The 22,394-nt window shown below is 57.6% G+C and carries 21 protein-coding genes; 8 read left to right on the forward strand and 13 right to left on the reverse strand.

Going from position 1 to position 22,394, the window contains the following annotated elements; all coding sequences use genetic code 11:
• Positions 1-94: 94 nt before the first annotated feature.
• Positions 95-1,390: a DRTGG domain-containing protein gene (locus tag GT003_RS11720; protein WP_161698259.1), complete on the reverse strand. Its 1,296-nt coding sequence runs from the start codon at positions 1,388-1,390 to the stop codon at positions 95-97.
• Between the two features lie 285 nt (positions 1,391-1,675).
• Here GT003_RS11720 and GT003_RS11725 point away from each other — a divergent pair, with 285 nt between their 5' ends.
• From GT003_RS11725 to GT003_RS11750, 6 genes are all read left to right on the forward strand, one after another.
• Positions 1,676-3,043, forward strand: a complete 1,368-nt coding sequence (locus GT003_RS11725; protein WP_161697745.1) for a YheC/YheD family endospore coat-associated protein — start codon at positions 1,676-1,678, stop codon at positions 3,041-3,043.
• 20 nt (positions 3,044-3,063) lie between these two features.
• The gene (locus tag GT003_RS11730; RefSeq protein WP_161697747.1) at positions 3,064-4,260 is read left to right on the forward strand and encodes a YheC/YheD family endospore coat-associated protein; all 1,197 of its coding nucleotides are present in this window, start codon (positions 3,064-3,066) and stop codon (positions 4,258-4,260) included.
• Positions 4,257-5,633 (forward strand): YheC/YheD family endospore coat-associated protein, encoded by a 1,377-nt coding sequence (locus GT003_RS11735; protein WP_161697749.1) that lies wholly within the window; start codon positions 4,257-4,259, stop codon positions 5,631-5,633. Before GT003_RS11730 ends, GT003_RS11735 begins: the two co-directional genes overlap by 4 nt.
• Positions 5,633-6,784, forward strand: a complete 1,152-nt coding sequence (locus GT003_RS11740; protein ID WP_161697751.1) for a YheC/YheD family endospore coat-associated protein — start codon at positions 5,633-5,635, stop codon at positions 6,782-6,784. Before GT003_RS11735 ends, GT003_RS11740 begins: the two co-directional genes overlap by 1 nt.
• 17 nt (positions 6,785-6,801) lie before the next feature.
• Complete coding sequence (locus tag GT003_RS11745; protein WP_161697753.1) at positions 6,802-7,251, forward strand: GNAT family N-acetyltransferase; 450 nt, start codon at positions 6,802-6,804, stop codon at positions 7,249-7,251.
• Between the two features lie 206 nt (positions 7,252-7,457).
• Positions 7,458-8,678, forward strand: a complete 1,221-nt coding sequence (locus GT003_RS11750; RefSeq protein WP_161697756.1) for a YheC/YheD family endospore coat-associated protein — start codon at positions 7,458-7,460, stop codon at positions 8,676-8,678.
• A gap of 76 nt (positions 8,679-8,754) precedes the next feature.
• Here the strand turns inward: GT003_RS11750 and GT003_RS11755 are convergent, their stop codons facing one another.
• From GT003_RS11755 to moaA, 12 genes are all read right to left on the reverse strand, one after another.
• Positions 8,755-9,441 (reverse strand): HAD family hydrolase, encoded by a 687-nt coding sequence (locus GT003_RS11755; protein ID WP_161697758.1) that lies wholly within the window; start codon positions 9,439-9,441, stop codon positions 8,755-8,757.
• A gap of 145 nt (positions 9,442-9,586) precedes the next feature.
• Positions 9,587-10,711 (reverse strand): phosphodiester glycosidase family protein, encoded by a 1,125-nt coding sequence (locus GT003_RS11760; protein ID WP_420831447.1) that lies wholly within the window; start codon positions 10,709-10,711, stop codon positions 9,587-9,589.
• A gap of 264 nt (positions 10,712-10,975) precedes the next feature.
• On the reverse strand, positions 10,976-11,545 hold the full coding sequence (locus GT003_RS11765; RefSeq protein WP_161697762.1) for a manganese catalase family protein: 570 nt from the start codon (positions 11,543-11,545) through the stop codon (positions 10,976-10,978).
• A gap of 27 nt (positions 11,546-11,572) precedes the next feature.
• Positions 11,573-11,836, reverse strand: a complete 264-nt coding sequence (locus tag GT003_RS11770) for a spore coat protein CotJB (protein ID WP_161697764.1) — start codon at positions 11,834-11,836, stop codon at positions 11,573-11,575.
• Positions 11,829-12,065 (reverse strand): spore coat associated protein CotJA, encoded by a 237-nt coding sequence (locus GT003_RS11775; RefSeq protein WP_161697766.1) that lies wholly within the window; start codon positions 12,063-12,065, stop codon positions 11,829-11,831. Before GT003_RS11775 ends, GT003_RS11770 begins: the two co-directional genes overlap by 8 nt.
• A gap of 254 nt (positions 12,066-12,319) precedes the next feature.
• Positions 12,320-13,666 carry a hemolysin family protein gene (locus GT003_RS11780; protein WP_161697769.1) on the reverse strand — a complete coding sequence of 449 codons (1,347 nt, stop codon included), beginning with the start codon at positions 13,664-13,666 and terminating at the stop codon, positions 12,320-12,322.
• 62 nt (positions 13,667-13,728) lie between these two features.
• Positions 13,729-14,844 carry a radical SAM/CxCxxxxC motif protein YfkAB gene (gene yfkAB, locus GT003_RS11785; RefSeq protein ID WP_239565805.1) on the reverse strand — a complete coding sequence of 372 codons (1,116 nt, stop codon included), beginning with the start codon at positions 14,842-14,844 and terminating at the stop codon, positions 13,729-13,731.
• Between the two features lie 213 nt (positions 14,845-15,057).
• Positions 15,058-16,173 carry an HD-GYP domain-containing protein gene (locus tag GT003_RS11790; RefSeq protein WP_161697773.1) on the reverse strand — a complete coding sequence of 372 codons (1,116 nt, stop codon included), beginning with the start codon at positions 16,171-16,173 and terminating at the stop codon, positions 15,058-15,060.
• A gap of 126 nt (positions 16,174-16,299) precedes the next feature.
• Positions 16,300-17,148, reverse strand: a complete 849-nt coding sequence (locus tag GT003_RS11795) for an undecaprenyl-diphosphate phosphatase (protein ID WP_161697775.1) — start codon at positions 17,146-17,148, stop codon at positions 16,300-16,302.
• 88 nt (positions 17,149-17,236) lie between these two features.
• Positions 17,237-18,682 (reverse strand): bifunctional metallophosphatase/5'-nucleotidase, encoded by a 1,446-nt coding sequence (locus tag GT003_RS11800; protein WP_161697777.1) that lies wholly within the window; start codon positions 18,680-18,682, stop codon positions 17,237-17,239.
• Positions 18,683-18,705: 23 nt separating this feature from the next.
• The gene (locus GT003_RS11805; protein WP_161697779.1) at positions 18,706-19,203 is read right to left on the reverse strand and encodes a molybdopterin-binding protein; all 498 of its coding nucleotides are present in this window, start codon (positions 19,201-19,203) and stop codon (positions 18,706-18,708) included.
• 2 nt (positions 19,204-19,205) lie between these two features.
• Positions 19,206-20,207 carry a GTP 3',8-cyclase MoaA gene (gene moaA / locus GT003_RS11810; protein WP_161697781.1) on the reverse strand — a complete coding sequence of 334 codons (1,002 nt, stop codon included), beginning with the start codon at positions 20,205-20,207 and terminating at the stop codon, positions 19,206-19,208.
• Positions 20,208-20,320: 113 nt separating this feature from the next.
• Between moaA and GT003_RS11815 the strand changes: the two genes are divergently transcribed.
• Both GT003_RS11815 and GT003_RS11820 read left to right on the forward strand, forming a co-directional pair.
• A complete protein-coding gene (locus GT003_RS11815) occupies positions 20,321-21,058 on the forward strand; it encodes a molybdenum cofactor biosynthesis protein (protein WP_170312209.1) in 738 nt (245 codons plus the stop codon).
• Between the two features lie 154 nt (positions 21,059-21,212).
• On the forward strand, positions 21,213-22,271 hold the full coding sequence (locus GT003_RS11820) for an HD-GYP domain-containing protein (RefSeq protein WP_161697783.1): 1,059 nt from the start codon (positions 21,213-21,215) through the stop codon (positions 22,269-22,271).
• Positions 22,272-22,394: the final 123 nt, after the last annotated feature.

Here is a 22,394-nt window from a genome sequence, read left to right on the forward strand (position 1 = left end):
TGAGTACTGGACTTCGAGGGTGAACACAAGATTCGATGTCGAATACGCTTCCTGAACTCACATCGTGATCGAAAGACGACTTTTTGAGCATCCTCTAATACGGATCGATCAACTGCGCCGCGAGGAGCGCCTTGGCCGCCACGCCGCCGGGATCCTTGAGCTCGATCTCGAGCTTGGCGCTCTTGCGGCTCATTTCCAGCAGGGTCGGTTGAATGACGACTTCGCTTTCCAGCTGGATCGGCCTGACGAAATACGTGGTCATGCTCTCGATCACGTAATCCCGCTTCCCCAGCTCCCGAATGAACCCCCTCGCCGCCTGCGTCATCAGCGTAACCAGAACCCCCTCCGAAATCGTGCCGAATGTCCCCGACATTTGCGGCGTAATCCGTCCCGCGTATTGAAAGCTCTCTCCGCCCTCGAACGCCTTCTTCTCGAAGCCCGCGCTGATCAATTCGTCGAACGTTTCGCCGGATTCCTTTTGCTTGCCCGCGTACCGCATGGCTTCGAGCGCCTCGCTCCGGCTGATGGCCGCCAGCAGCTTGCGGTTCTTGTCCACGATCGGCAGCAGATCGATCCCTTCGGCCGCCATCGTATGCGCCGCGGACGCGATCGGAATATTCGGCGCGGCCGTGATGGGGCTGCGCGTCATCAGCTTCTCGACCGGCTGGTTCTCGTCCGCGCCTTCCGCATCCTTCGCCGTCATCATGCCGACGACGCGGCCGCGCTCGTCCAGCACGGGAAACCGCGTGCCGCCGACACGGCTCGCCAAATGCACGTAATCGCCCTTCGTTTCGCCGAGACGCATCGTTTCCACCGGACGGCTGTACGTCACGATATCCTCGACGAGCATGATTTTCTGGCGGATGAGCCGGTCGAACATCGCCCGGTTGATCATCGAGGCGACCGTGAACGTATCATGCTTGGAGGAAATGATGGGAAGGCCCAGCTCGTCTGCCAGCCGCTTGATATCGTCGTTCGTGCCGAAGCCCCCGGTGATCAGGACGCCCGCGCCCTGCTCCAGCGCGCAGCGGTGCGCGCCCTGCCGGTTACCGACGATGAGCAGGCTCCCCGCGTCGATATAGCGGACCATGGCTTCCAGCTCCATCGCGCCGATGACGAACTTATGGAGCGTCTTCTCCAAGCCCGAAGCGCCGCCGTACAGCTCTCCCTGCACGATGTCGACCACTTCCCCGAACGTCAGCCGGTCCATCGTTTCGCGGCTCCGCCGCTGAATCCGGACCGTTCCGATCCGTTCCTTCGTGCTCACGAGGCCGGTGGATTCGGCTTCCTTGATCGCTTTGTACGCCGTCCCCTCGCTTACCTCCAGCTCGTCCGCCATCGTTCGGACGGACAGCTTCGTACCGATTTCGAGCTGGCGAATATAGTCCATCAGCCGTTCATGCTTCGTTTGCGCTTCGGGCGCTTTGCCTGCGGACCCCACGTCGGTCACTCCTTGTTTTTATTGAGTTAACTCCTTGTCTGCTTCTATTTTAGCAGATCGCGCGTACTGGCCGCACGGTTCTTTGGGCGCCGGAAACGTTATTTTATCTCGAATCTGATGCTGTCCGCTAATCACCAAGGGGTAGATGTCCTCATATGATGAACTAATTCGTGTCAAATCCCTATGGACCCTGGCCCACCCGTCATCATCTCCGGCATGGAAGGAGATCCGTCGATGCTGAAAACGAAAGTCGCCGTACAGGTAATCAGTCCCGGCATGCTGCCGGATGATGCCATCATGCTCGGCGACGCTTATCTGAGACAATGGAAGATCCCGCAAGGTCAGCCGGTGACGCTTAAGTTCGGGGCGCTGCATCAATACGTCAAGGTCGTGCCGGTCGAACGCTTCGACGGCATGCGGATCGGCCAAAGCCTCGCCCGCAAAATGGGGCTGCTGGCAAGCACCACGCTCCGCATCCGTTACCGGCCCGAAGAAGCCGTGCTTTCGCTCGGACCCTTGATCGGCGTATTGATCAGCCGCGACGACCCGGATCACCGCGACAGGCCGTTCGGCTCCATCACGCTGTTCTGCAAAGAATTGGTGGATGCTTGCGCCGCGCAGGGAGCCCATGTCTATTTCTTCACGCCTCACCATCTGAAAGGCAATTTCAACACCGTCGAAGGCTGGGTCTACGAGGATGGCTGGCGCAAAACGTTCCTGCCGTCGCCGGACGTCGTCAACAATCGGCTGACCTCGCGCAAGCTGGAAAACCGTCCAAACGTGCAGGAGTTTATCCGCGAAGTCAAAATCCGTCACAAAAGCTCGGTCTTCAACGAAAAATTTCTCGATAAGCCGGAAGTGTTCGAAGCGCTGGCGAAAGACCCGGCACTGGTCCGATATTTGCCGGAATCGCATGTGCTCCGCAGCTTTCCCATGCTCAAGACGATGTGCAGCCGATATCCGTCCGTCTTCCTGAAACCGGTACGAGGCAGCCTCGGAAAAGGCATTATCCGCATCACCAAGCAGGATGGCGATGCGTATTCTGCACAATACGCCACCGTCGGCGGCACCCGCAGACACTATTTCAGCAGTCTGCTCAAACTCTACGGCTCGATTTCCGGCAAAATGAAAACCGTCCGGTATCAGATTCAGCAAGGTCTTCAGTTGATCGATATTCTTGGCCGGCCGGTCGATTTCCGGGCGCTCGTGCAGAAGAACGAAACCGGCAAATGGGTGCTCACGTCCATCGTCGCCCGCACGGCCGGCAGCCATCATTTCGTCTCCAACCTCGCCAGAGGCGGTACGCTCAGTACCGTCCGCGAAGCGGTAGGCCGTTCCAATCTAACCGGCGCGAGCAGTCACGACGCGCCCGGCAAGCTGCAGCGGGCGGCCCTCGACATCGCCCATGGCGTCGATGCATTCATTCCGGCGCATTTCGGGGAGCTCGGCATCGACCTGGCGCTCGATACGAACGGCCGCGTCTGGCTGCTGGAAGTGAATTCCAAACCTTCGAAGAACGATAATACGCCTTTGCAGGATCAGAAAATCCGTCCCTCCGTCCGCAATATGATTCGCTATGCCCGGCATTTGGCCGAATTTTAACGCTAAAGGAGGAAACGGAGATGGCTGAGCCAGCACGTTCCGGCATCCTCGGTATCCTGATCAGCGAGCGGCAGTTCGAAGACTCCGGCGACGGCAAGAGCGAGGGCTCTTCCCTCGTCATGCCGGAGGATGAATTTTGCCGCCGTCTTTGCGCGTATGGGCATACGATCGGCATGCTCGTATTTTTGTTTTTCGCATCGCAAGCTGCAGCGGCCTCCTCGCATCGGATGCGCGGGTATCGGCTCAGGAACGGACGGTGGCTGGAAGCCTCCTTCCCTTTGCCGGACGTCGTGTACGACCGCGCGATGCCGGCATCGGGGGCGCAAGCCGCCCGTTTCCGGGAAGCATTAAGCACGCTTAAGCGCCGCAAGCCCTATGCGCTGCTGAACGGCTCGCTCCCCGGCAAGCTCGACGTTTATCGTGCCATGCAGCTCGACGATGCGCTTCTGCCGGAACTGCCCGATACGCGGCTTCTCGAAGGCGCGCAGCAGCTCTCGCGGCTGCTTGATCGCTATCCGGCAGGCCTATTCCTGAAGCCGTCTGCCGGTTCGCACGGCAAAGGCGCGCTCCGGCTCCTCCGGAACCAAGATAGCGACGGGTGGCAGCTCGACGGCAGAGACCGGCTGAATCGGCCGCTCTCCCTCCGCTTCAAGGGCTGGAACGCCTTGTCCGGCTGGCTCGAACGTTTCACCGCCGCTGTTCCTTATCTCGTTCAGCCCTGCTTGAACTTGACCGACGAAGAAGATCGTCCGTTCGACGTGCGCGCGCTCATTCAGAAAGACGAACGCGGCCGCTGGGCCTTCACCGGAGCAGCGGTTCGCCGGGGCAACCGGGGCAGCGTCACGTCCAATTTGCATGGCGGAGGCACGGCTCTGAAGGCGGAAGACGTACTGCGCGCCCGCTTCGGAGACGAGGTCTCGGCAAAGGTATTGGACCGGGTCCGCAGCGCCAGCGAGCGGTCCGCGGTTTGCCTGGAGCAGCATTTCGGCCGCTTGGCCGAACTCGGCCTCGATTACGGACTCGAGCCCCACGGCCGGCTATGGCTGCTGGAGGCTAACGCCAAACCAGGACGGCAATCCTTCGATGGCGACCATGCGGCCGCCGGGACGGCCGTCCGACGCCCACTAGATTACGCGAAGCTGCTGGCCGCCGGCCAGCGACCTGTTTTCCCGTCCACCCGAATTCAAAGGAGATACATCCAGGAGGTTCATCCATGAGTTTGACATCTTGTCATGTACACTTCTCACCAACAAGCGAACGCATCGTCTACCTGTCGGGCTCACTCCTTCGATCCCTTAAGCTTACCGGCAAAAAGACGATAAATCTCAAGTTTGGGCACGAAACCGTCACCGCAGCCGTGAAAACCATCAACCGGCAGGGCAACCATCTCTACCTCACCGCAGGCATCCGCCAAACGATCAAGGTACCGAAGGCCGGCAGCATTTCGTTCGTGCAAGGAGGAGAGAATGACGTCCAGCTCGGTCCGTTGATCGGCGTGCTCACCGACGGCGACCGCAAGAGCGACTCCCCTTTCGGCTCCCGCTCCGGCTATATCCGCCAGCTGATCCGCATGGGAGACAGCAAAGCCTATGTGTTCGCCTTTACTCCGAGAGACGTCAACTGGACGAAGGAAACGGTCAACGGCTACTTCCTCAACAGCAGCGGCAGCTGGTACCGCAAAGTCGTGCCGCTTCCCGACGTCGTCTATAACCGGCTGCCCAGCCGCTATGCGGAAACGACGGCTTCGATCATGTCGATGCGGGAACGCTTCGTCCGCAAGGGCGTGCCGTTCTTCAACTGGAGCTTCTTCAACAAGTCCGACGTGTATAAGCTGCTCGACCGCGACGTGGAAGCGCTGGAGCATCTGCCCGAGTCGGTCAACAATCCGCGCTCCGAGAAGATCAAAGAGATGCTGGAGAAGCACCAGTTCATCTATTACAAGCCGACGGCCGGCAGTCTCGGGATCGGCATCTACCGGCTGACTTACCATCCGAAACGCGGTTACTTCGCCAGGTACCGGCGCGGCAACACGAACGTGCTGCTTCGCTTCACGAGCTTCAACAGCCTGATGCGCATGCTGGAGTCGCGGCACGGCAGCGGCCTCGGACGTTACGTCAGCCAGCAGGGCGTTCGCCTGATCGAAATCGACGGCTGTCCGATCGACTTCCGCTTCCACATGCACAAGAACGGTAATAACGAGTGGGTACCCGTCGGCATCGGAGCGAAGAAAGCCGGCCGCGGCAGCGTCACGACCCATATCAAGAACGGCGGGCAGCTGCTGACGCCGGAGCAGGCGCTCGGCCGCGCGTTCGGCGACAAGGCCGACGAGATGCTGGTCAAAGCCAAAGCGGTATCCATCAAGCTCTCGCAGGCGATCGAACGAAACTTCCCGCATACGCTCGGCGAGCTGGGACTCGATATCGGCATCGACAAGGACGGCGAGATTTGGATGTTCGAAGCCAATGCCAAACCGGGCCGCTCGATCTTCAGCCATCCTTCTCTGCGATCCCAGGGCCGCGATTCCATGACGCATATATTGGAGCACTGCCTATTCTTGAGCAAGTTCAAGGATCAGGGAGGTAGCGATTAATGGGGTTTGTCATTCATGAAGATACGGCGGAAGCCGAAATTCTTGCCAATTCCCGCATCAAGCAGCCCGTTCTCGCCATTCTGACCATCGAGGACGATCTGCAGCTGTTCCGCGGCAACCGTCATAATTTCGCCGACCTGATCGACGCCGGCAAGGAGAACGGCTTTCTCGTCTATGTCGTAACGGCGAATCAGCTGAAGCTGAACCGCAAAACGATCAACGGATTTACCTATGACCCCGGTACGGATACGTGGATGCTGCAGAAGTTTCCTTTCCCCCATCTGATCTATAACCGCATTCCCCTTCGCGAGGATGAATTGCAGCCCGAGGTCAGACGGAAAATCGCCGCTTGCCTCCGGAATCCCAACGTGCAGATCTTCAACCCGAAGTTCTTCAACAAGTGGAGCCTGTTCAAATGGCTGCGCCAATCGCGGATCACGAAGCCTTACATCCCCGCCACGAGCCGCATGCAGTCGGTCTCCGGACTCGGACGCATGATGCTGCAGCACCGGTTTCTCTATCTGAAACCGGTCAGCGGCAAGGCGGGCAAGGGCATCATGACGATTCAGCTGCAGCCGGAGAAGCCGCTTCCCTACAGGCTGAAGATTCAAGGGAACAAAGGGAGCACCACCTACAACTGCGGCACGATCGGCAAGCTGTGGACCCGAATCAAGAAGGAGAGCACCGGCGAGCGGTATATCGCGCAGCAAGGCATCCACCTCGCCGCTTACAATGACCGATCCTTCGATCTGCGCGCGCTGATTCAGAAGAATCAGCGCGGTCAATGGGACATAAGCGGCATCGGCGCGCGTCTGGCCGGTTCCATGAGCATCACGACTCATGTTCCACGAGGCGGCAGCATCGAAGATCCAGAGAAACTGCTTGTCGGCGTATTTGGCCAAGACGAAGCTAATAAACTTCTTACTAAGGCCCGCAACACCGCGCTCGTCATCGCTCGTCAGATCGAACGCGGCTCAAGGCGCAGCCTGGCCGAGATGTCCATGGATCTCGGCATCGACCAAGCGGGGAACATCTGGTTCTTCGAAGCGAACGCCAAGCCGATGAAATTCGACGAGCCGGACATCCGCAAGCGGTCGCTGGACAGGATTTTTCAATATAGCAGCTATTTGTTGCGCACGAAGGACAAATAGCGGAGGAGGGAATGCTCATGCAGGTAAAGCTGCTGTCGCCGTCGCAATGGTCTTCCGCCAAGGAGAAAATCACCCGTTTTCTGTACCGGTACGGCGATAGCCGCATTACCCATGCCGGTCTGGCCGCGCTCAATGAGCTGCCTCCCGCTCGGCTCGCCGCCAGCGCCCGCGGTGCCGCGACGCCTGCCGCCGTGGCGGTCGGCGTTCAAGACGGGAAGCTTGTGGCGGTCGCGTTCGCGGAAGACGGCGGCGAACGCGCCTGCTTCGTCGTCGTCGCTCCCGATTTCCGCGGCCAGGGCGTCGGCAGCATGCTGCTGAGAGCCATGCACCGTCAAATGGGCCGATTGACCTGCAGCGTCGCCTCCGATAATCCGACCAGCATGAACATGTGCTTCCGGGCGGGCATGAAGGCGGTCAGCCTGCATACCGGCCCGACCGGCAAGCCGACTCTTCGATTCGAACACTAGTGCGCTTGCCGGAATCTCCGGCTGCGAGATACGGCCGCAAAACTTAAGCATAGGCTTACGAAGCAGTTTTGCTGATTCTTGCCGGAATCTCCGGCTGCGAGATACGGCCGCAAAACTTAAGCATAGGCTTACGAAGCAGTTTTGCTGATTCTTGCCGGAATCTCCGGCTGCGAGATACGGCCGCAAAACTTTTAGGAGGAGACGCCATGGGTCAGCCGGTGCTTGGCATTTTAACCTTGTACCTCAACGACCGCGGCTTGATGGAAGAGAAGCCGATCTACGAACGGATGACGGCTGCCGGCAAGAGCCTCGGCCTGGAAATCTTCGTCTTCACGCCTGCCGACGTCAATTATACGGATAACCGCATCCACGCGCATATGTACGACCCGAATTCGAAATCCTGGAGCCGAAAGTGGCGCTCCTTTCCCCATATGATTTATGATCGCTGCCGGATCCAGCGCAGCCACAGGTTCGTGCAATTGAGCCATTTCCGCAAGAAATACGGGCACTTGACATTCCTGAACCGGGTGCTGCGCAACAAATGGACGGTCTACAAAACGCTGCAGCGGGAGGAAAGATTCCGTCCGCATCTTCCGCACACGCGCCTATACGAAGCTCAGGGCGACTTGAGCGACCTGATCCGCAAATACCCGCTCGTTTACTTGAAACCGATTAACGGCACTGGGGGACGCGGCATCCTCCGCATCGAGAAAGAGCAGAGCGGCAGCTATCTCATCCAAGGCAGGGACCAGTCCAGAAAAATCGTCAGTCCGCAGCGGGTCGGACTTGCGGGCATCCACGGCCGATTGGCGAAGTGGAATCTGCGGGAAAACCGTTATCTGGTCCAGCAGGGCATTCAGCTCAAGCTGCCGAGCGGCCGCGTGCACGACTACCGGATGCTGGTGCAGAAGAACCGCAGCGGCGAATGGGAAGTCACCGGATGCGCGGGGCGGATCGGGGCCAGAGGCAGCATCACCTCCAACCTGCACGGCGGCGGTCAAGCGATCAAAATGAAAACGCTGCTCGGCGATTGGATCAAGAATGAAGAAACCACCGCTGCCGTCAAACGGAAAGCCGAAGAGCTTGGCGTCGATATCGCGGCTTACTTGGAACGCTCCTATGGCCGCCTCTGCGAGCTGGCCTTGGACCTGGCGATCGACCGCAAAGGCCAGATCTGGCTGCTGGAGGTCAATCCCAAGCCTTCCCGGGAAGTCTTCATCCAAGCCGGAGAACGCGAAACGTACCGCCTCGCGATTATAAGGCCGCTGGAATACGCCGTCTGGTTATACGACCAGAAGGCGCAGCGGAAGGATAAAGCGAAGGCGTCGGATCTCGACGGCAGAGAGTTTTTCGAGCCGAAGGAAACCAAGGTGAAGGAATTCGATGCGAAGGAGCTTGGCAGATATCGCTTCGATTACGGCGATTGAACAACGAACAGCACACCCCCGGTTTGCGCCGTCCATGCGCGAATCGGGGGTGTGCTGTTCAATCGGGGAATTGCGATCAGGACGGATTCGACACCAGCTCCAGCAGCTGGCGGAAATCGCCGATCAGCGCGTCGGCGCCGTTCAATTCTTCTTGGCGCCCATAAACCGCATACGCGCAGCCGACGACCTGCAGTCCGTTGTTCTTGCCGGCTTCCACGTCGGAGGAGCGATCTCCTACCATCCATGCGGACGAAACGCCATGGTCCTTCAGCAGACGTTCCACGAGATGCACCTTGGAAGCCGTGCCGTACTCGCCAGCGCTGTACAAGCCGTCGAACAACGGCGCGATGCCTCTGTAACGGGCAACCTCCTTCACGTAGCGTTCCAGGCCATTGCTTGCCACGAACAGCCTGAAGCCTTGCGCCTTCAGTTCCCGAAGGGTCTCCGCGACATGGGGATACAGTTCCCCCTCGCCGCTCTCCAGCCCTTCGAGCTCGTATTGAAGCATCAGCTCGTCGGCGCGGCGCTGGGCCGCTTCCGAGCCGTCCGGCATCACGCTGCGCCATATGTCCGCCAGCAGCATGCCGAGGCAGCCAAGCAGCTTCTCGACCGGGGGAGCGGGGTTCGTATACAGCCCTTCCTCGCGAAGGGTTTGGAAGATCCGCTCATGCACGCCCTTGAGCAGCGTATCCGTTTCGAACAACGTGCCGTCCATATCAAAAATCAACGCTTCCGGACGCGAAAGCGATTCATTCCTACGCATTATGCAGGGCTCCTTTTCACGAACGCAGCGTACGCATCGAAGCATTTCGAACGAACGCCCGTCTGCTGTATCCCCTAATCATACTGGAAAGGAAGTCCATGGCGCAAGACGAAGGGCGGCCTGCCGTTCCGGCCCGCCCCTTCGTTCACCACTTGCCCGCATCGATGTCGCCTGGCTTCAGACCTTCCCATACATTTCGGATGTCCGCCTGTTCCGGATGCTCGAAGACGAGAAAGGCGGTCGGCAGATACCGCCCATCGCCGCTGGTCGTCGACGGCTTGTTCAGTACCTCGCCGTCCTTGACAAGCACCGTCGAGGAGCCGCCGTCCAGGTTAGCGGCGATGACAGCGCCGTGCTCCAGCATGATCTGCTGCACATCGTACAGATTGGCTCCGATGCTGTGTCCCGGCTGCCGGCCGTCGATGACGACGAACAGAATCGCACCGTCCTCCCGCTGCCCCATGGCAGTGCGCGGGGCAATGCCCCATCCGTCGGCGGCGTTCTTGATCAACCCTTTTCCGTTCACGATGATGCGCGGCTGGAAGGTGACCGCTTCCCGCACGTCCATTCGCTTCAGTTCATCCAGCGAATAGCGGCCCGCGACCATCTTGCCCGCTCCGTCGATGCCGACGACCTGCGTCGATTTCGATCGGCCTAGATCGCTGTAGAACAACTGGCCGCCGGACATGACGATGCCGATGGGCTGGAAACCGTTTCCTTCCCAATTCGGATCGGCGAAGCCTCCTCCGTTCACCCCGGCTACCGCGCCCGTCCGCTGGACCATGCTCGGCACCCGCTCTCCTCTGCCTTGCTTCTCGGGAACGGCAATCCGGATCTTGGTCGGATCATTGACCGTCATGACGTACCCGCTGTAGCCGCGCCCGGAGATCGGCTCGATCTCGACGAGGGGCTTGGCCTGTACGGTCTGCACGACCGGCGATTTGCTTGCCGGCGCAGGTGCCGCAACCGCTGCGGGGCGTATCACATGCGTATCGCGCTCCTCGCCCATGGCGTCGAACTGACGTTGGTACGCTTGCACGCGCGTGTCGAGCGCATGCTGCCCGATCAAATATTTGGCCCAGACCCGATGTTGGGTCGTAATGAGCGTATCCGCCATCAAATATCGGATATTGTTGCCCGAAGGCGTCAGAAACAGCCAGCCGGCGCCACTGGCACCGAGAAGCAGGAAGAATGCGAAAAAGGCAGCTACGATGCGCAGCCATATCCGTTTGCGCCTGACAGCTTGTTTCGGCAATGCTTTCCTTGACAGCGGACTGTCGGACGATTCGCCCGCAAGCCCGGCAGTAACTTTCGTACGCACACCTTCGCCCTCCCGTCGGTTCGCTCCGAATCCCATACCGGATACCTAGTAAACGCGAAGCGGTTTCCAAAAGTTTCATCCTGCTTCCGAATACGACAAAACTAGTGCGCATTCGCCAACATCCGGCATCCTCAATCTTCCGGAAACGCCAAAAAGCCGGATCCGCCTTCGGTCCGGCTGAACGTGCTCTCTTCAAACAAGTGGATGCAAGATTCAAAATACTTTCTTCGTTTCGCGGTCCGCCTTGATCATTTCCACCGCTTCCTTGAACCGCATGGCATGCACGATCTCGCGCTCGCGCAGAAACTTCAAGCCGTCCTGAAGATCGACATCGTCCGTCATGTCGATGATCCACTGGTAGGTCGCGCGCGCCTTCTCTTCTGCGGCGATATCCTCATAGAGATCGGCAAGCGGGTCGCCTTTCGCCTGAATATACGCCGCCGTCCATGGAACGCCGGAAGCATTCTGATAGAACAGCGCGTTGTCGTGAATGACGTAATGATCGCCGAGACCTGCTTCCTCCATCTGCCGCGGCGTCGCATCCTTCGTCAGCTTATAAATCATCGTCGCGATCATTTCCAGATGCGCAAACTCCTCGGTACCGATGTCCGTCAGCAGGCCGACAACCTTATCCGGTATGCTGTAGCGTTGATTTAAGTATCGGAGCGCAGCAGACAGCTCGCCGTCCGCTCCGCCGTACTGCTCCACCAAATACCTGGCCACCCGCGGGTCGCATTTGCTGACGCGCACGGGGTACTGGAGCTTCTTCTCATAAATCCACACGTACCTCCCACCTCCTCCGGTTGTTCGTTACACCTGCCACGGCCACGGGCTCTCGACCCACTGCCAAGGATACTTGGAATAGCTGTGCCCGAATTGCATAAGCGGCCCGTACTGCATCTCGAACTGATTGGCGCATTGCTGGCGCTGCTGGGCCAGCTGATTGAATTGTTGGAGGGCCTGCATGTCGTTCGGATGCGTGTCGAGGTACAGCGTCAGCTCGACCAGCGCGAAATCCAGCTGCTGCAGCTCGAGCAGCTGCCTGTAATACTGTTCGTCCAGCTTCTTATCCACCGGTCTCGGACCCCCTTGGACTGCACTTGGATTCGTAGGGTCCGTACAGGGCAGGCCACAACGTTCCGTACCTGAGCGCGTCCGCCAGCGAGAACTGCGGAAGATTCATCGGCTGGTAAGGAATGAACTGATTTGGCGGAACATAATAGGTTTTCACGTATTTGGGCGGGCAAGGGTCAAACGGACCTACGAAAGGATACCAGTCACGTGTCGGTTTAACGGCGTTCAACTTCTCTTCGCCTCCTTCTGTGCGATGCTGTTTGCTTTCCTGTTATCACCTATACTTATGTTGGAGGCTGGGCGATTTTGCTTGGACATCAATTATTTCATTGCGGAGAGGCAAAATGATTTCCCGGGGAATAGCTTGACGAATCGGAATCGTTGCACGCAAAAGGAGCCTGCGTCATATGACGCAGGCTCCAATATGGCTCCTATCGGGTTCCACTCCCGAACCACGGCTGCATACGCAGCGCTTGCCTGTAATTATTCACCTAAGCCGGCTTGCTCCTCCGGCTCCGTTGATTTGCCGTTGCGAAAAATGAAGACGCGCAGCACGCGCAGCGGCTCGCTCTCCGCTACCTCGAATATGTAACCGTCGAACTCGACCCTCTTGCCCTGTTCCGGATTGCCTTCGAGCTTCGTAAACAGCCAGCCGCCGATCGTGTCGACGTCGTCGTCCTCGATAGCGAGATCGAACATATCGTTGATCTCTTCGATGAGCATGCGCCCTTCCACGGAAGTAACGTCGCCCTTGACGATAATATCCGGCTGTTCATTGTCGAATTCGTCGTGAATCTCGCCGACGATCTCTTCAAGAATCAGCTCCGTCGTCAGCATGCCGGCCGTGCCGCCGTATTCGTCCACCACGATCGCAAGCTGCGAGTGCTTGCGCTGCATCAGCTGCAGCACGTGGCTGACTTCCATCGACTCCGGAACGTTCAGAATCGGACGGAGAAATTTATTCATGCTTTGTTCTTCGTCCGGATCGGATGTGAGCAGGTCCGTGATGTGCACGAAGCCGATCAGTTCATCCTTATCCTCGACGCAGACGGGATATCGGGTATGTTTGGTCGCATAGACGATTTTCATGTTTTCCTCGAACGACAGATTCGCATATAAGCAATCCATATCGGTACGCGGAAGCATGACTTCCCTCGCCAGCCGGTCGGAAAATTCGAATATGTTATCGAACAGCTTCATTTCGTCCTTATTAATGATGCCGCTCTTCGCGCTCTGATCCATCAAAATCCGGATTTCTTCCTCCGTATGCGCCGAATCATGCTCGCTGGCCGGCTTAACGCCGAAGATCCGGAGCAGCCCGTTCGCGGAGCCGTTCAAGAGCCAGATCGCGGGCAGGAAGATCCGGTAGAAATACAACAGGGGCATGGATGCCCAGAGCGAGGTAGCCTCGGATTTCTGAATCGCGAGCGACTTCGGCGCCAGCTCCCCGAGCACGATGTGCAGGAACGTAATGACCAGGAAGCCGATGACGACGGACACGGTATGCATGACTGCCCCATCGCTTAGACCGAGAAGATGAAACAACGGTTCCACGATCAGCTCGGAAACGGCAGGTTCTCCTACCCAGCCCAGACCGAGCGAAGCAAGCGTAATGCCCAATTGGGTTGCGGACAAATACGCATCCAGCCGGTCGTTGACCTTGATTGCATATTTGGCGCGCTTATGGCCTTCGTTGGCAAGCTGCGTCAAGCGCGACTGCCTGACCTTTACGAGCGAAAATTCGGCGGCAACGAAAAAACCGTTTAAGATGACTAAAATGAAGACGATGCACAGATTCCAAAAAATCTTCCCGAATTCAAAGTCCTGCAAAGGAAATTCCCGCTCCTCTCATCGGCATTCCAGCCGCTTTCTCTCTGTGGTGAAGCTGTTCTTTATAGGACCGCTTGGCGCGACGCGAAGTCGACATCGCGGTAATACATATCCTTCACGAGCAAATTCGGGCCGCAGCATGCCGCTGCCGGACAGTGGCAGTCCACGCTCTTGGCAAGCGGATGGGAGAGCCAGCGATCGAAGAGATCATCCAGACGGCCGCTCCGGATATTGCCGAATGCCGGGACGTCGGAGAAATCGGTCACGAACACGTCGCCCGTAAATAAATTCACGTTCAAGCGATTGCGCCCGTCGGGGTCATTGCGGACCGTCACGAACGGTTCGTTCGCGAGCCGCCTCAGCAGCTCCCGGTCTGCGGCATCCTCGCTGCAGCCGTAGAACGGCAGCGTGCCGAACAGCATCCATAAGGAGCGGTCCCGGCGATCCAGCAGGTCCGTGATCGCAGATCGCATCTGCGCAGGCGTGATGACCGGCAGGTCGGAAGCGAAAGCGCTTGGATACATGGGATGCACTTCATGGCGCTTACAGCCCATTTCGACGATAAGGCGATGGATTTCCGGCATTTTGTCGTACGTGCGGTAATTGATCATCGACTCCGCCGATACGAACAAGCCGCCTTCGCTCAGTCGTCTCGCGTTGTCCAGCATCCGTTCATACATGCGCGCGGCGGCCGCCTTCGGGACGGGGTGGCCGCTCTTGGCAAAACCGATTTCATGAAAATCATCCGCGGTCGTGTAATTGAATGAAATATGCATGACATCCAAGTAAGGCGCGATGGCTTCGTAACGATTGTAATCCAACGTAATATTCGAATTGATTTGAGAAAATATACCCCGGCTGCGTGCATATTGAAGCAGCGGGATCATATATTCCTTCACCGAACGCTCGGAGAAGGTCGGCTCGCCGCCGGTAATGCTGATCGTCTGCAGATGCTCGACTTCATCCAGCTTGCGCAGCATGAGATCCAGCGGCAGCTTCTCCGGCTCCGTTAACACGAGCGTATCGCCGACCGCGCAATGCTCGCAGCGCATATTGCATAGATTAGACAGCGTCATCTCCACGCTCGTCAGCCGATGGCGTCCATGGCGGCGCAGCGAGAAGATCGGATCCCAGGGATCGTCAGCGGGGGTAAATCGTAACGGTAAAGCGTTCAACATGTACTCAACACCTGACTTTTTCATGATTGCGTGACGGGCTTCGCGGCTTTTATCCTATTGTAATGTCCACGGGCGATTGTTGCAAACGATCAGGCCCAAGATAATCGCCGATTCAGCCAGCAGCGAACAGACAAAAGGAGCCGTCTAGGCTCCTTAGGATGATGATATAAGAACGTACGGTTTTCAGGAGTGCTAACGCCCGTATCCTGTGTGCTACGAACCAGCCACTTCGGCCAGCGCTGCATTGTCGTTGACGCTGACGATCATGACGGTAAGCTGCTTGGATAAATCCACCTCGTACGGGGTTTGGAGCACTTCTCCGTCCCTGTTGTTCAGCACGCGCACGACCGGCCGGTGCGGGCAGGACGAATTGATGTCTACGACAACCCCGCTTTCGCCGGTTTGCAGCCGCACGGCGATGCCGAGCGGATAGATCGCTACTTTGTCCCGGAACAGCTGCAGCATCTTCTGATCGTACAACGTGCCCGTTCCCGCATAGAGCGACTCCACGGCTTCGTGCGGCAGCATAGGGCTGCGATACACCCGCGTCGTCGTCATGGCGTCGTAGGAATCGACGATGCCGATCAGCTTGGCATATTCGTGAATATCGTCGCTTTTGATTCCGCGCGGATAACCGCTGCCGTCCAGCCGTTCGTGATGCTGGTAGGCGCAGTGGGCAGCGACGAGCGGTATGTTCGGTTCGTCCTTCAGCAAATAATAGCCCCGCTCCGTATGCCGTTTCATTTCCTCGTATTCATCAATGGTCAGCTTCCCATCTTTCTTCAGGACATGAACGCCGATCTGCGTCTTGCCGACGTCATGCAGCAAGGCGCCGAGTCCGAGCGTCATCAGCTCTTCCCGGGAGTAGCCGTTCGCAATGCCAAGCACGGTCGTATAGACGGAAACATTCAACGAATGATGAAACAAATAATTGTCGACGATGCCCATGTTCATGAGCATGACCATGGCATCCTTCTGTTCGGTCAAGTCATCGATGACCATACCCATTATTTGGCGAAAGGACTTGCCTATATAAGGATAGGTGACCCCGTTCTTGCGGTTAGGCCGATTCATCAGGTCCCGGAAATTCGTCCGGATCTCGGATAACGCCCGGTGCCTCGTCTCTTCGCTGATGAGGTCCGGTACGATTAGATCCGCCGTCCGCGGGTCCTGGATATATACATAATGGATGCCGCATTCATAGAGGCGGGTAATAAGCTTATGGTTCAGTTCAACGTCCGCTGCAAGCAATACGAGGCCGTCTTCAGAATAGATTTTTTTTGCGAGCCTCATGCCGGGCTGGCACATTTGAACGGGCAATAATCGCATGCGATCGACTCCTGCACTGCATCTATTTTCCTGTGGAGGCGCGATATTCTGCAACCTCGTAATGTTAATGTAAGGGATTTTCAGGAAAAGAGCAAGATGAGATTCGTCAATTGTCGACAAAATTTTCTAGCGCATGACGAATATCCAGAACGCAGCCGCCAAAATAAATCGATAAATAGCGAAATGTGTCAGTTTGACTTTTTGAATAAAACGAAGGAACAAGACAATGACGAGCCAAGCCACGACGAACGAAACGATGAACCCGACGATGAAAAACCCAAGGTTGTCTCCCGTGATGTATTTGTAGCTGTCCAGCATTTCGTAGCCGGATGCGACCACCATGATCGGAATCGCCATCAGAAAGGAGAAGTCGGCTGCCGCTTTGTAGCTGGTTCCCGTGAGCATGCCGCCGGCGATCGTCGAGCCCGAACGCGAGAAGCCCGGCCATAGCGACAAGCACTGCAGCAATCCGATCGTGAAAGCTTGGCGATACGTAATCTCGTCCATCGTCTCCGCTTTGACGCGAATACGGCCCGAATTGGATAGCTTCTCTGCTACGATCATATAGATACCGCCGACCACGAGCGAGAACAGCACGGGGGTCTGGTTGAAGCCCTCGCCCTTTATGACGTCCTTCAGCGCATAAGCGAGCAGCATAGCCGGCACGATACCGAGAGCTACATGGATCAAGTTCAGCTTCTTGCGCGAGGAAGCGCGGCCAGCCCCGATTGCGCCGAGCGACTTGGGCTTGCGCGATATGCCGAACAGATCCGCGATCCGTTCGCGGTAGACCAGCGCCATGGCCAGAATGGCTCCCAGCTGGATCATGATTTCGAACGTGACGATGGCTTGGTCATCCGACGCGATGCCGAGCAGCTTATTCGTCAGAATCATATGCCCGGAAGAAGAAACGGGCAAAAACTCGGTCAAACCTTCCACAATACCTAAAATAATCGAATGAATAATGTCTCCCATCGGAACCTCCTGCGATAAACTAGCTTATTTCGTCAACGACATGCCTATGAAGATAGACGCTGCATTCCCGTTAATCATATCAGGTTGCCTACGCACCCGACGACCATCGCTGACGGAAGCTGTCGGCGATCGCCTCGGAGCTGCGCAGCTCCCGTTCTAATACGTCACGGATAAATTCCGGCAGGAAATAAGCAACGTCCGTGCCGTTCTTGATTCTCTCATAGCCGGCGCCGAACGTAAACATGTCGATTGTCCCAACCTCATAGAGTCGGTCATCCTCCAGCTCCTGCCCGTTCGCCTTGACGGACGAAATACGTCCATAAGGCGGCCGTTCCCGGTCGTATCGGATCTCAATCCCGTCCACAGCCAGCGTGCCGAGCACGAAACCGCGGAAGCCGAAGCCGCGAATCGGCTTTTCGATGAATTCGGGCAGCAGCGACTCTTCGAGGCTGTGCCTGATATCCCGGCCGGAGAGCTTCAATCGGCAGGGATTGATCGGCGACGGACACAAGGCATGCAAGTCGCCCGCCGTCACTTCTCCGCCCGCGAGTCCGCCGAGCAGCTGACCCGCGTTCACCATTCCGATCTCCGCGCCCGTCCAACGGCGGAGGCCGGCAGCCAGCAAATTGCCGAACGGCGACTCGTGCTCGTTCACCGCAGGCAGCGCTTCGTCCAAGACCGCAACGACGCGGCCCAGCCGCTCCTTGCCTTCTTCCAGGGCGCCGCTGATGACGCTGCTTGCCTCCTCCTCTTCCGAGTAGGCAGCCATGGGAATGACTGCCGCTTGAATCACAGGCCGTTTGCTCTCCGCGCCGAAGCGAATGTCTACGCGGCCGATATACTCGCCAAACTTCCCTGTCGCGCAAATATACGTGCTGCCGATGACTTCCGGCGCTTCCAGCAAATGATGCGTATGACCGCCGAGAATGAGGTCGATACCCGGAATCGATTCCGCCATCCGGCGGTCGATCTGCAGCCCGAGATGCGACATCACGACGATCACGTCTACCTCCGGGCGGAGCCGCGCCGTCTGTTCCGCCACCGCTTCAAGCGGATTCACGGCGTTCCAGCCGAGGAGCGCGTAAAACTCTTCGTACGCCGCAGTCACGCCGACGATTCCGAATCGGATGCCTGCTTTCTCGATCGTCACGGCCGGCAGCATCCAAGAAGGGCGCTTGCCGTCCTCGGAGCGGAACAAATTCGCGCATACCGTCTTGAACCCCGCCCGCTCGGCGTAAGCCGCATCCAGCTGTTCCGGCGTGAAGGTCAAGCCTTCGTTGTTGCCCAGCGTCACGGCTTCATAGCCGGCCGCATTCATCAAATCGATATTTACCAAACCGTCGCTGGCTTCCGTCTCCACGCGCATGCGATCCATATGATCGCCAATATCCAAGGTCAGTAGGTGATGATCTCCGTAAGTACCGCGGGCATCCTTGATATAATTCGCTATTCTGGCCGCTTGTTCCAACCGGCTGTGAATGTCGTTGCTGTGAAGCAGCACGACATGGGGCGCATCGTTTGCCGTATCTCTCATGCCTGCCTCCCGCTTACAGGGACTTAGCGCTTACTCCGCATCTCATCCGCTGTGAAAGTCTGCTTGAACCCGTACGATACTTCTCCGCGCTTCTCCTCATCCTGCAGGAAACGCCAAACGACGGCTCTCTTCACGTTCAAGCATTCGCTTGTTCCGTTCGGCACGTAGAGCCGGGCGGGGCCGCCCTTCGCCAGCGGCGCTCCATTCAGCGCGAACAGCACCGCCGCTTCCTTCAGCTGCTCCCACGGGATCAGCGCCTCGAACGTATCCGCCGCCTCGACCTTCATATGCGTCGGCAGCGGCGCTTCCGCGGCGATTCCCCGCTGCGCTCTCCAATTCACGAACCACTCGCCTAGATCAAATGCCTCGCCATTGCCGCCCGCGATGCGTTCGGACAGCGGAAAAACACGACCCGCCAGGCGGGCCATGTCCTCCGGCGTCGAAACGCTCGGCTGGCGGTCGGTATCGTATACGGTAATCGTATGCTGTGCCATCGCCGTTTCCACTCCAATCATTCCCATCGTTATCCGCCGATCTGAGACATCCGGCGCGCCGTCGGCTCATGCGTCAAAGCTTCGTCCGCCAGCTTCGCGGCCATCTCATGATTCCGCGGCTTCATATCGAGCGCCCGCAGGAACAGCTGTTCCAGCGCCTCCGGGCTGCCGAGCGCCGACTTCACGTTCAGCTCATCCACCCAATACAAGCAAGGCTGCAAATTGCCGTCGGCCGTCAGCCGAAGCCGATTGCATCTGGCGCAGAATTGATCGCTGATCGGATGAATGAGCCCGAACGTCCCTGCCCCGCCTTTGATTCGAAAATCCTCCGAAGGGCCGTTGCCGAGCACATTCGTCATCGGCTCCGCTTCCAGGTTGTTCTGCTTCGCGATTTCCAATACGCGGGACAGCGGCAGATAATGATTCCGCCAATTGTCGTCGGCATGACCGATCGGCATATATTCGATGAAGCGGACATGCAGCGGCCGTTTGACCGCCATCTCCAGAAAAGCGGCAATTTCGTCTTCGTTGATGCCCTTAAGCAGCACGCAGTTTAATTTTATCGGCGAGAAGCCTGCTTCGGCCGCCGCTTCGATCCCTTGCAGCACGCGCTGCAGGTCGCCGCGGCGGGCTATGAAGCGAAAACGGGCCGGGTCCAGCGTGTCCAGGCTGATGTTGACGCGCCTAAGTCCAGCTGCCCGAAGCGCTTCGGCTTGATCCGCCAGCAATACGCCGTTCGTCGTTAACGATATGTCCCGAATGCCCGGAATAGAAGCAAGCTCTCTCACCAGATCCGGCAATCCCGGCCTCACGAGCGGCTCGCCGCCGGTAATCCGAAGCTTGGAGATGCCAAGCTCTGCTCCGGCGCGCACGACTTGCGCGATTTGGTCGTAACTCAACAAATTTTCGGCCGGCTCGAACTTGACGCCTTCCTCCGGCATGCAATACAGACAGCGCAAATTGCATCGGTCAGTAACGGAAATGCGCAGGTAGTCGTGTACGCGTCCGAAACGATCCGTTAATGCTGACATGGCCCGCACTCCTCTACATCTCTTCTCCGTTAATGCCTCTAGCATAACATTTTTAGACCCGTTATGGTATGCTAAGGGGACCATTAACCGAAGAAGGCGAGAGGTTTTTTGACATGACTGTGAAGTGGACTATCCAACTGTTCGCCGGTCTTTCCGACCGGTTCGGCACCCCTGCCGTCAAGCTTGAGCTGCCGCAGGCAGAACTTACCGTGCGCGAGCTCAAACAAGAAATGGCGCTGCTTTTTCCGGCGCATGCGCAGTTGATCGCGATCTCTTTTATGGCTTGCAATCAAGCCTATGCCTCCGACGACGTGCCGCTGCACGCCGATGATGAACTGGCTTTGCTGCCGCCCGTATCGGGCGGCGAGGAGACCGAGTCCGACGACGGAGCCGCTGACGCGCATGCGGCGGACCGATACCGAATAACGGCGGATCCGCTGTCCGTCGAAGCCGTCACCGCGCAGGTTATCGTCCCCGAGAACGGCGCGGCGCTCACCTTTACGGGCACGACGCGGGAGTGGACGCATGGACAGCGGACCGTTCGCCTGGAGTACGAAGCTTATGTACCGATGGCCGTCAAAACGCTTCGGCAGATCGGCGACGAAATCGCCGAACGCTGGCCCGGAACGGCTTGCGCCATTTGGCATCGAATCGGCGTGGTGGACATTGCCGAGATCAGCGTCGTCATCGCCGTATCCTCCCCTCATCGCGAAGCCTGTTACGACGCGAGCCGATACGCGATCGAGCGGCTGAAGCAGATCGTACCGATATGGAAACGCGAAATATGGGAAGACGGTTCCAAATGGAAAGGCCATCAGCAAGGCCCATGGAACCCCACGGCCCCCCAGTAATAAAGAATCATCGGTTTTGGCTTAAATTGCGGGGCTTCGATGCCGATAAGGTAAATAGAACTATTCGCAGCATAGGCTTATATAGCTATTCTTCGCATGGATCGCCAACATCGACTTGGTTCATGTCGAATTTCTAGCTGCTTAGAGGTGGAATATGCGTATTCATGTGACGGAGCTTAAAGAAGGGGACACATTAAGCAACGATACATTCAACTCCTATGGACTTCATGTGCTTTCCAAAGGGACGAACTTATTTGCACGGGAGATCTCGCAGCTCTTCCAGCACCAGATCGACTATGTCGACATTGAGCTGAAACCGGAGGAACCGGCGGTAATCCGCACGCTGGAATCCGGTTTGAGTCCAAAATGGCTGCCGACGGTAGAACCTATCTATCAGGATGCCGTGAACGGGTGCGAACAGCTGTTTATGGAAGCGTTTCATAAGGGGACCGTCGACGAAGCCGATGTCGTCCAAACGTTTCAGCCTTTGGTCGAAAACTTCAAAATGGAGCGCGACGTCGTATCCATGCTGCTGCTTCTGAACACGAAGGACGACTACACGTACCAACACTCCGTGCAAGTAGGAATGCTCTCCTATTATTTGGCTTCCTGGCTTAATTACAGCGAAGAAGAAGCGATCAAAATCGGGCAAGCCGGCTTTCTCCACGACATTGGCAACTGCCAAATCCAAGACGGGATCCTGAACAAGCCGGACAAGCTGTCTTCGGACGAGTTCGAGACGGTCAAGCATCATACGCTACTCGGACACCGCATCATTACGGATTCGATCGGCGAGGAGTCGCTCGCGGCAGCCGTCGCCCTCGATCATCACGAGCGGATCGACGGCAGCGGTTATCCGAACGGCAAGTCCGGCTCGGACATCCATCCTGCGGCCAAGATCGTAGCCGTCGCCGACGTATACAGCGCGATGATCTCCACCCGTGTCTACCAGGATAAGCGCGATCTGCTGTTCGTGCTGAGGGAACTGTACCGGATGAGCTTCACCGAGTTGGACCCGGAGACGACGCATACGTTCATCCGCCATATGATTCCGAACTTTATCGGCAAGCAGGTGGAGCTCGATTCGGGCAAGACAGGCACGATCATCATGACGAACTCAACGGAGTTCTTCAGACCGCTTATTCGAACCGAGGACGGTTTTATCGATATGGCCGTCGATCGCAGCCTCGAAATTCTGCATGTTTACTTGTAAATTAAAATCATGCACGTTTACTTGTAAGCCCTGCCGCGCTCGCTTCGCGAGACAAAGAAAACTCCGGAACATCGCTTCGAATGAAGCGATGTTCCGGAGTTTTTTGGTTGTATGCAAGGTAAG

This window comes from Paenibacillus sacheonensis (assembly GCF_009909195.1).
GTDB classification, from domain to species: Bacteria; Bacillota; Bacilli; order Paenibacillales; family Paenibacillaceae; genus Paenibacillus_Z; species Paenibacillus_Z sacheonensis.

What these genes read in the sequence shown, in the direction of transcription:
- GT003_RS11720 (WP_161698259.1), bottom strand. Translation starts at nt 1,390, where the DNA reads ATGGACTATATTCGCCAGCTCGAAATCGGTACGAAGCTGTCCGTCCGA.
- GT003_RS11725 (WP_161697745.1), top strand. Translation starts at nt 1,676, where the DNA reads ATGCTGAAAACGAAAGTCGCCGTACAGGTAATCAGTCCCGGCATGCTG.
- GT003_RS11730 (WP_161697747.1), top strand. Translation starts at nt 3,064, where the DNA reads ATGGCTGAGCCAGCACGTTCCGGCATCCTCGGTATCCTGATCAGCGAG.
- GT003_RS11735 (WP_161697749.1), top strand. Translation starts at nt 4,257, where the DNA reads ATGAGTTTGACATCTTGTCATGTACACTTCTCACCAACAAGCGAACGC.
- GT003_RS11740 (WP_161697751.1), top strand. Translation starts at nt 5,633, where the DNA reads ATGGGGTTTGTCATTCATGAAGATACGGCGGAAGCCGAAATTCTTGCC.
- GT003_RS11745 (WP_161697753.1), top strand. Translation starts at nt 6,802, where the DNA reads ATGCAGGTAAAGCTGCTGTCGCCGTCGCAATGGTCTTCCGCCAAGGAG.
- GT003_RS11750 (WP_161697756.1), top strand. Translation starts at nt 7,458, where the DNA reads ATGGGTCAGCCGGTGCTTGGCATTTTAACCTTGTACCTCAACGACCGC.
- GT003_RS11755 (WP_161697758.1), bottom strand. Translation starts at nt 9,441, where the DNA reads ATGCGTAGGAATGAATCGCTTTCGCGTCCGGAAGCGTTGATTTTTGAT.
- yfkAB (WP_239565805.1), bottom strand. Translation starts at nt 14,844, where the DNA reads ATGTTGAACGCTTTACCGTTACGATTTACCCCCGCTGACGATCCCTGG.
- GT003_RS11790 (WP_161697773.1), bottom strand. Translation starts at nt 16,173, where the DNA reads ATGCGATTATTGCCCGTTCAAATGTGCCAGCCCGGCATGAGGCTCGCA.
- GT003_RS11795 (WP_161697775.1), bottom strand. Translation starts at nt 17,148, where the DNA reads ATGGGAGACATTATTCATTCGATTATTTTAGGTATTGTGGAAGGTTTG.
- GT003_RS11800 (WP_161697777.1), bottom strand. Translation starts at nt 18,682, where the DNA reads ATGAGAGATACGGCAAACGATGCGCCCCATGTCGTGCTGCTTCACAGC.
- GT003_RS11805 (WP_161697779.1), bottom strand. Translation starts at nt 19,203, where the DNA reads ATGGGAATGATTGGAGTGGAAACGGCGATGGCACAGCATACGATTACC.
- moaA (WP_161697781.1), bottom strand. Translation starts at nt 20,207, where the DNA reads ATGTCAGCATTAACGGATCGTTTCGGACGCGTACACGACTACCTGCGC.
- GT003_RS11815 (WP_170312209.1), top strand. Translation starts at nt 20,321, where the DNA reads ATGACTGTGAAGTGGACTATCCAACTGTTCGCCGGTCTTTCCGACCGG.
- GT003_RS11820 (WP_161697783.1), top strand. Translation starts at nt 21,213, where the DNA reads ATGCGTATTCATGTGACGGAGCTTAAAGAAGGGGACACATTAAGCAAC.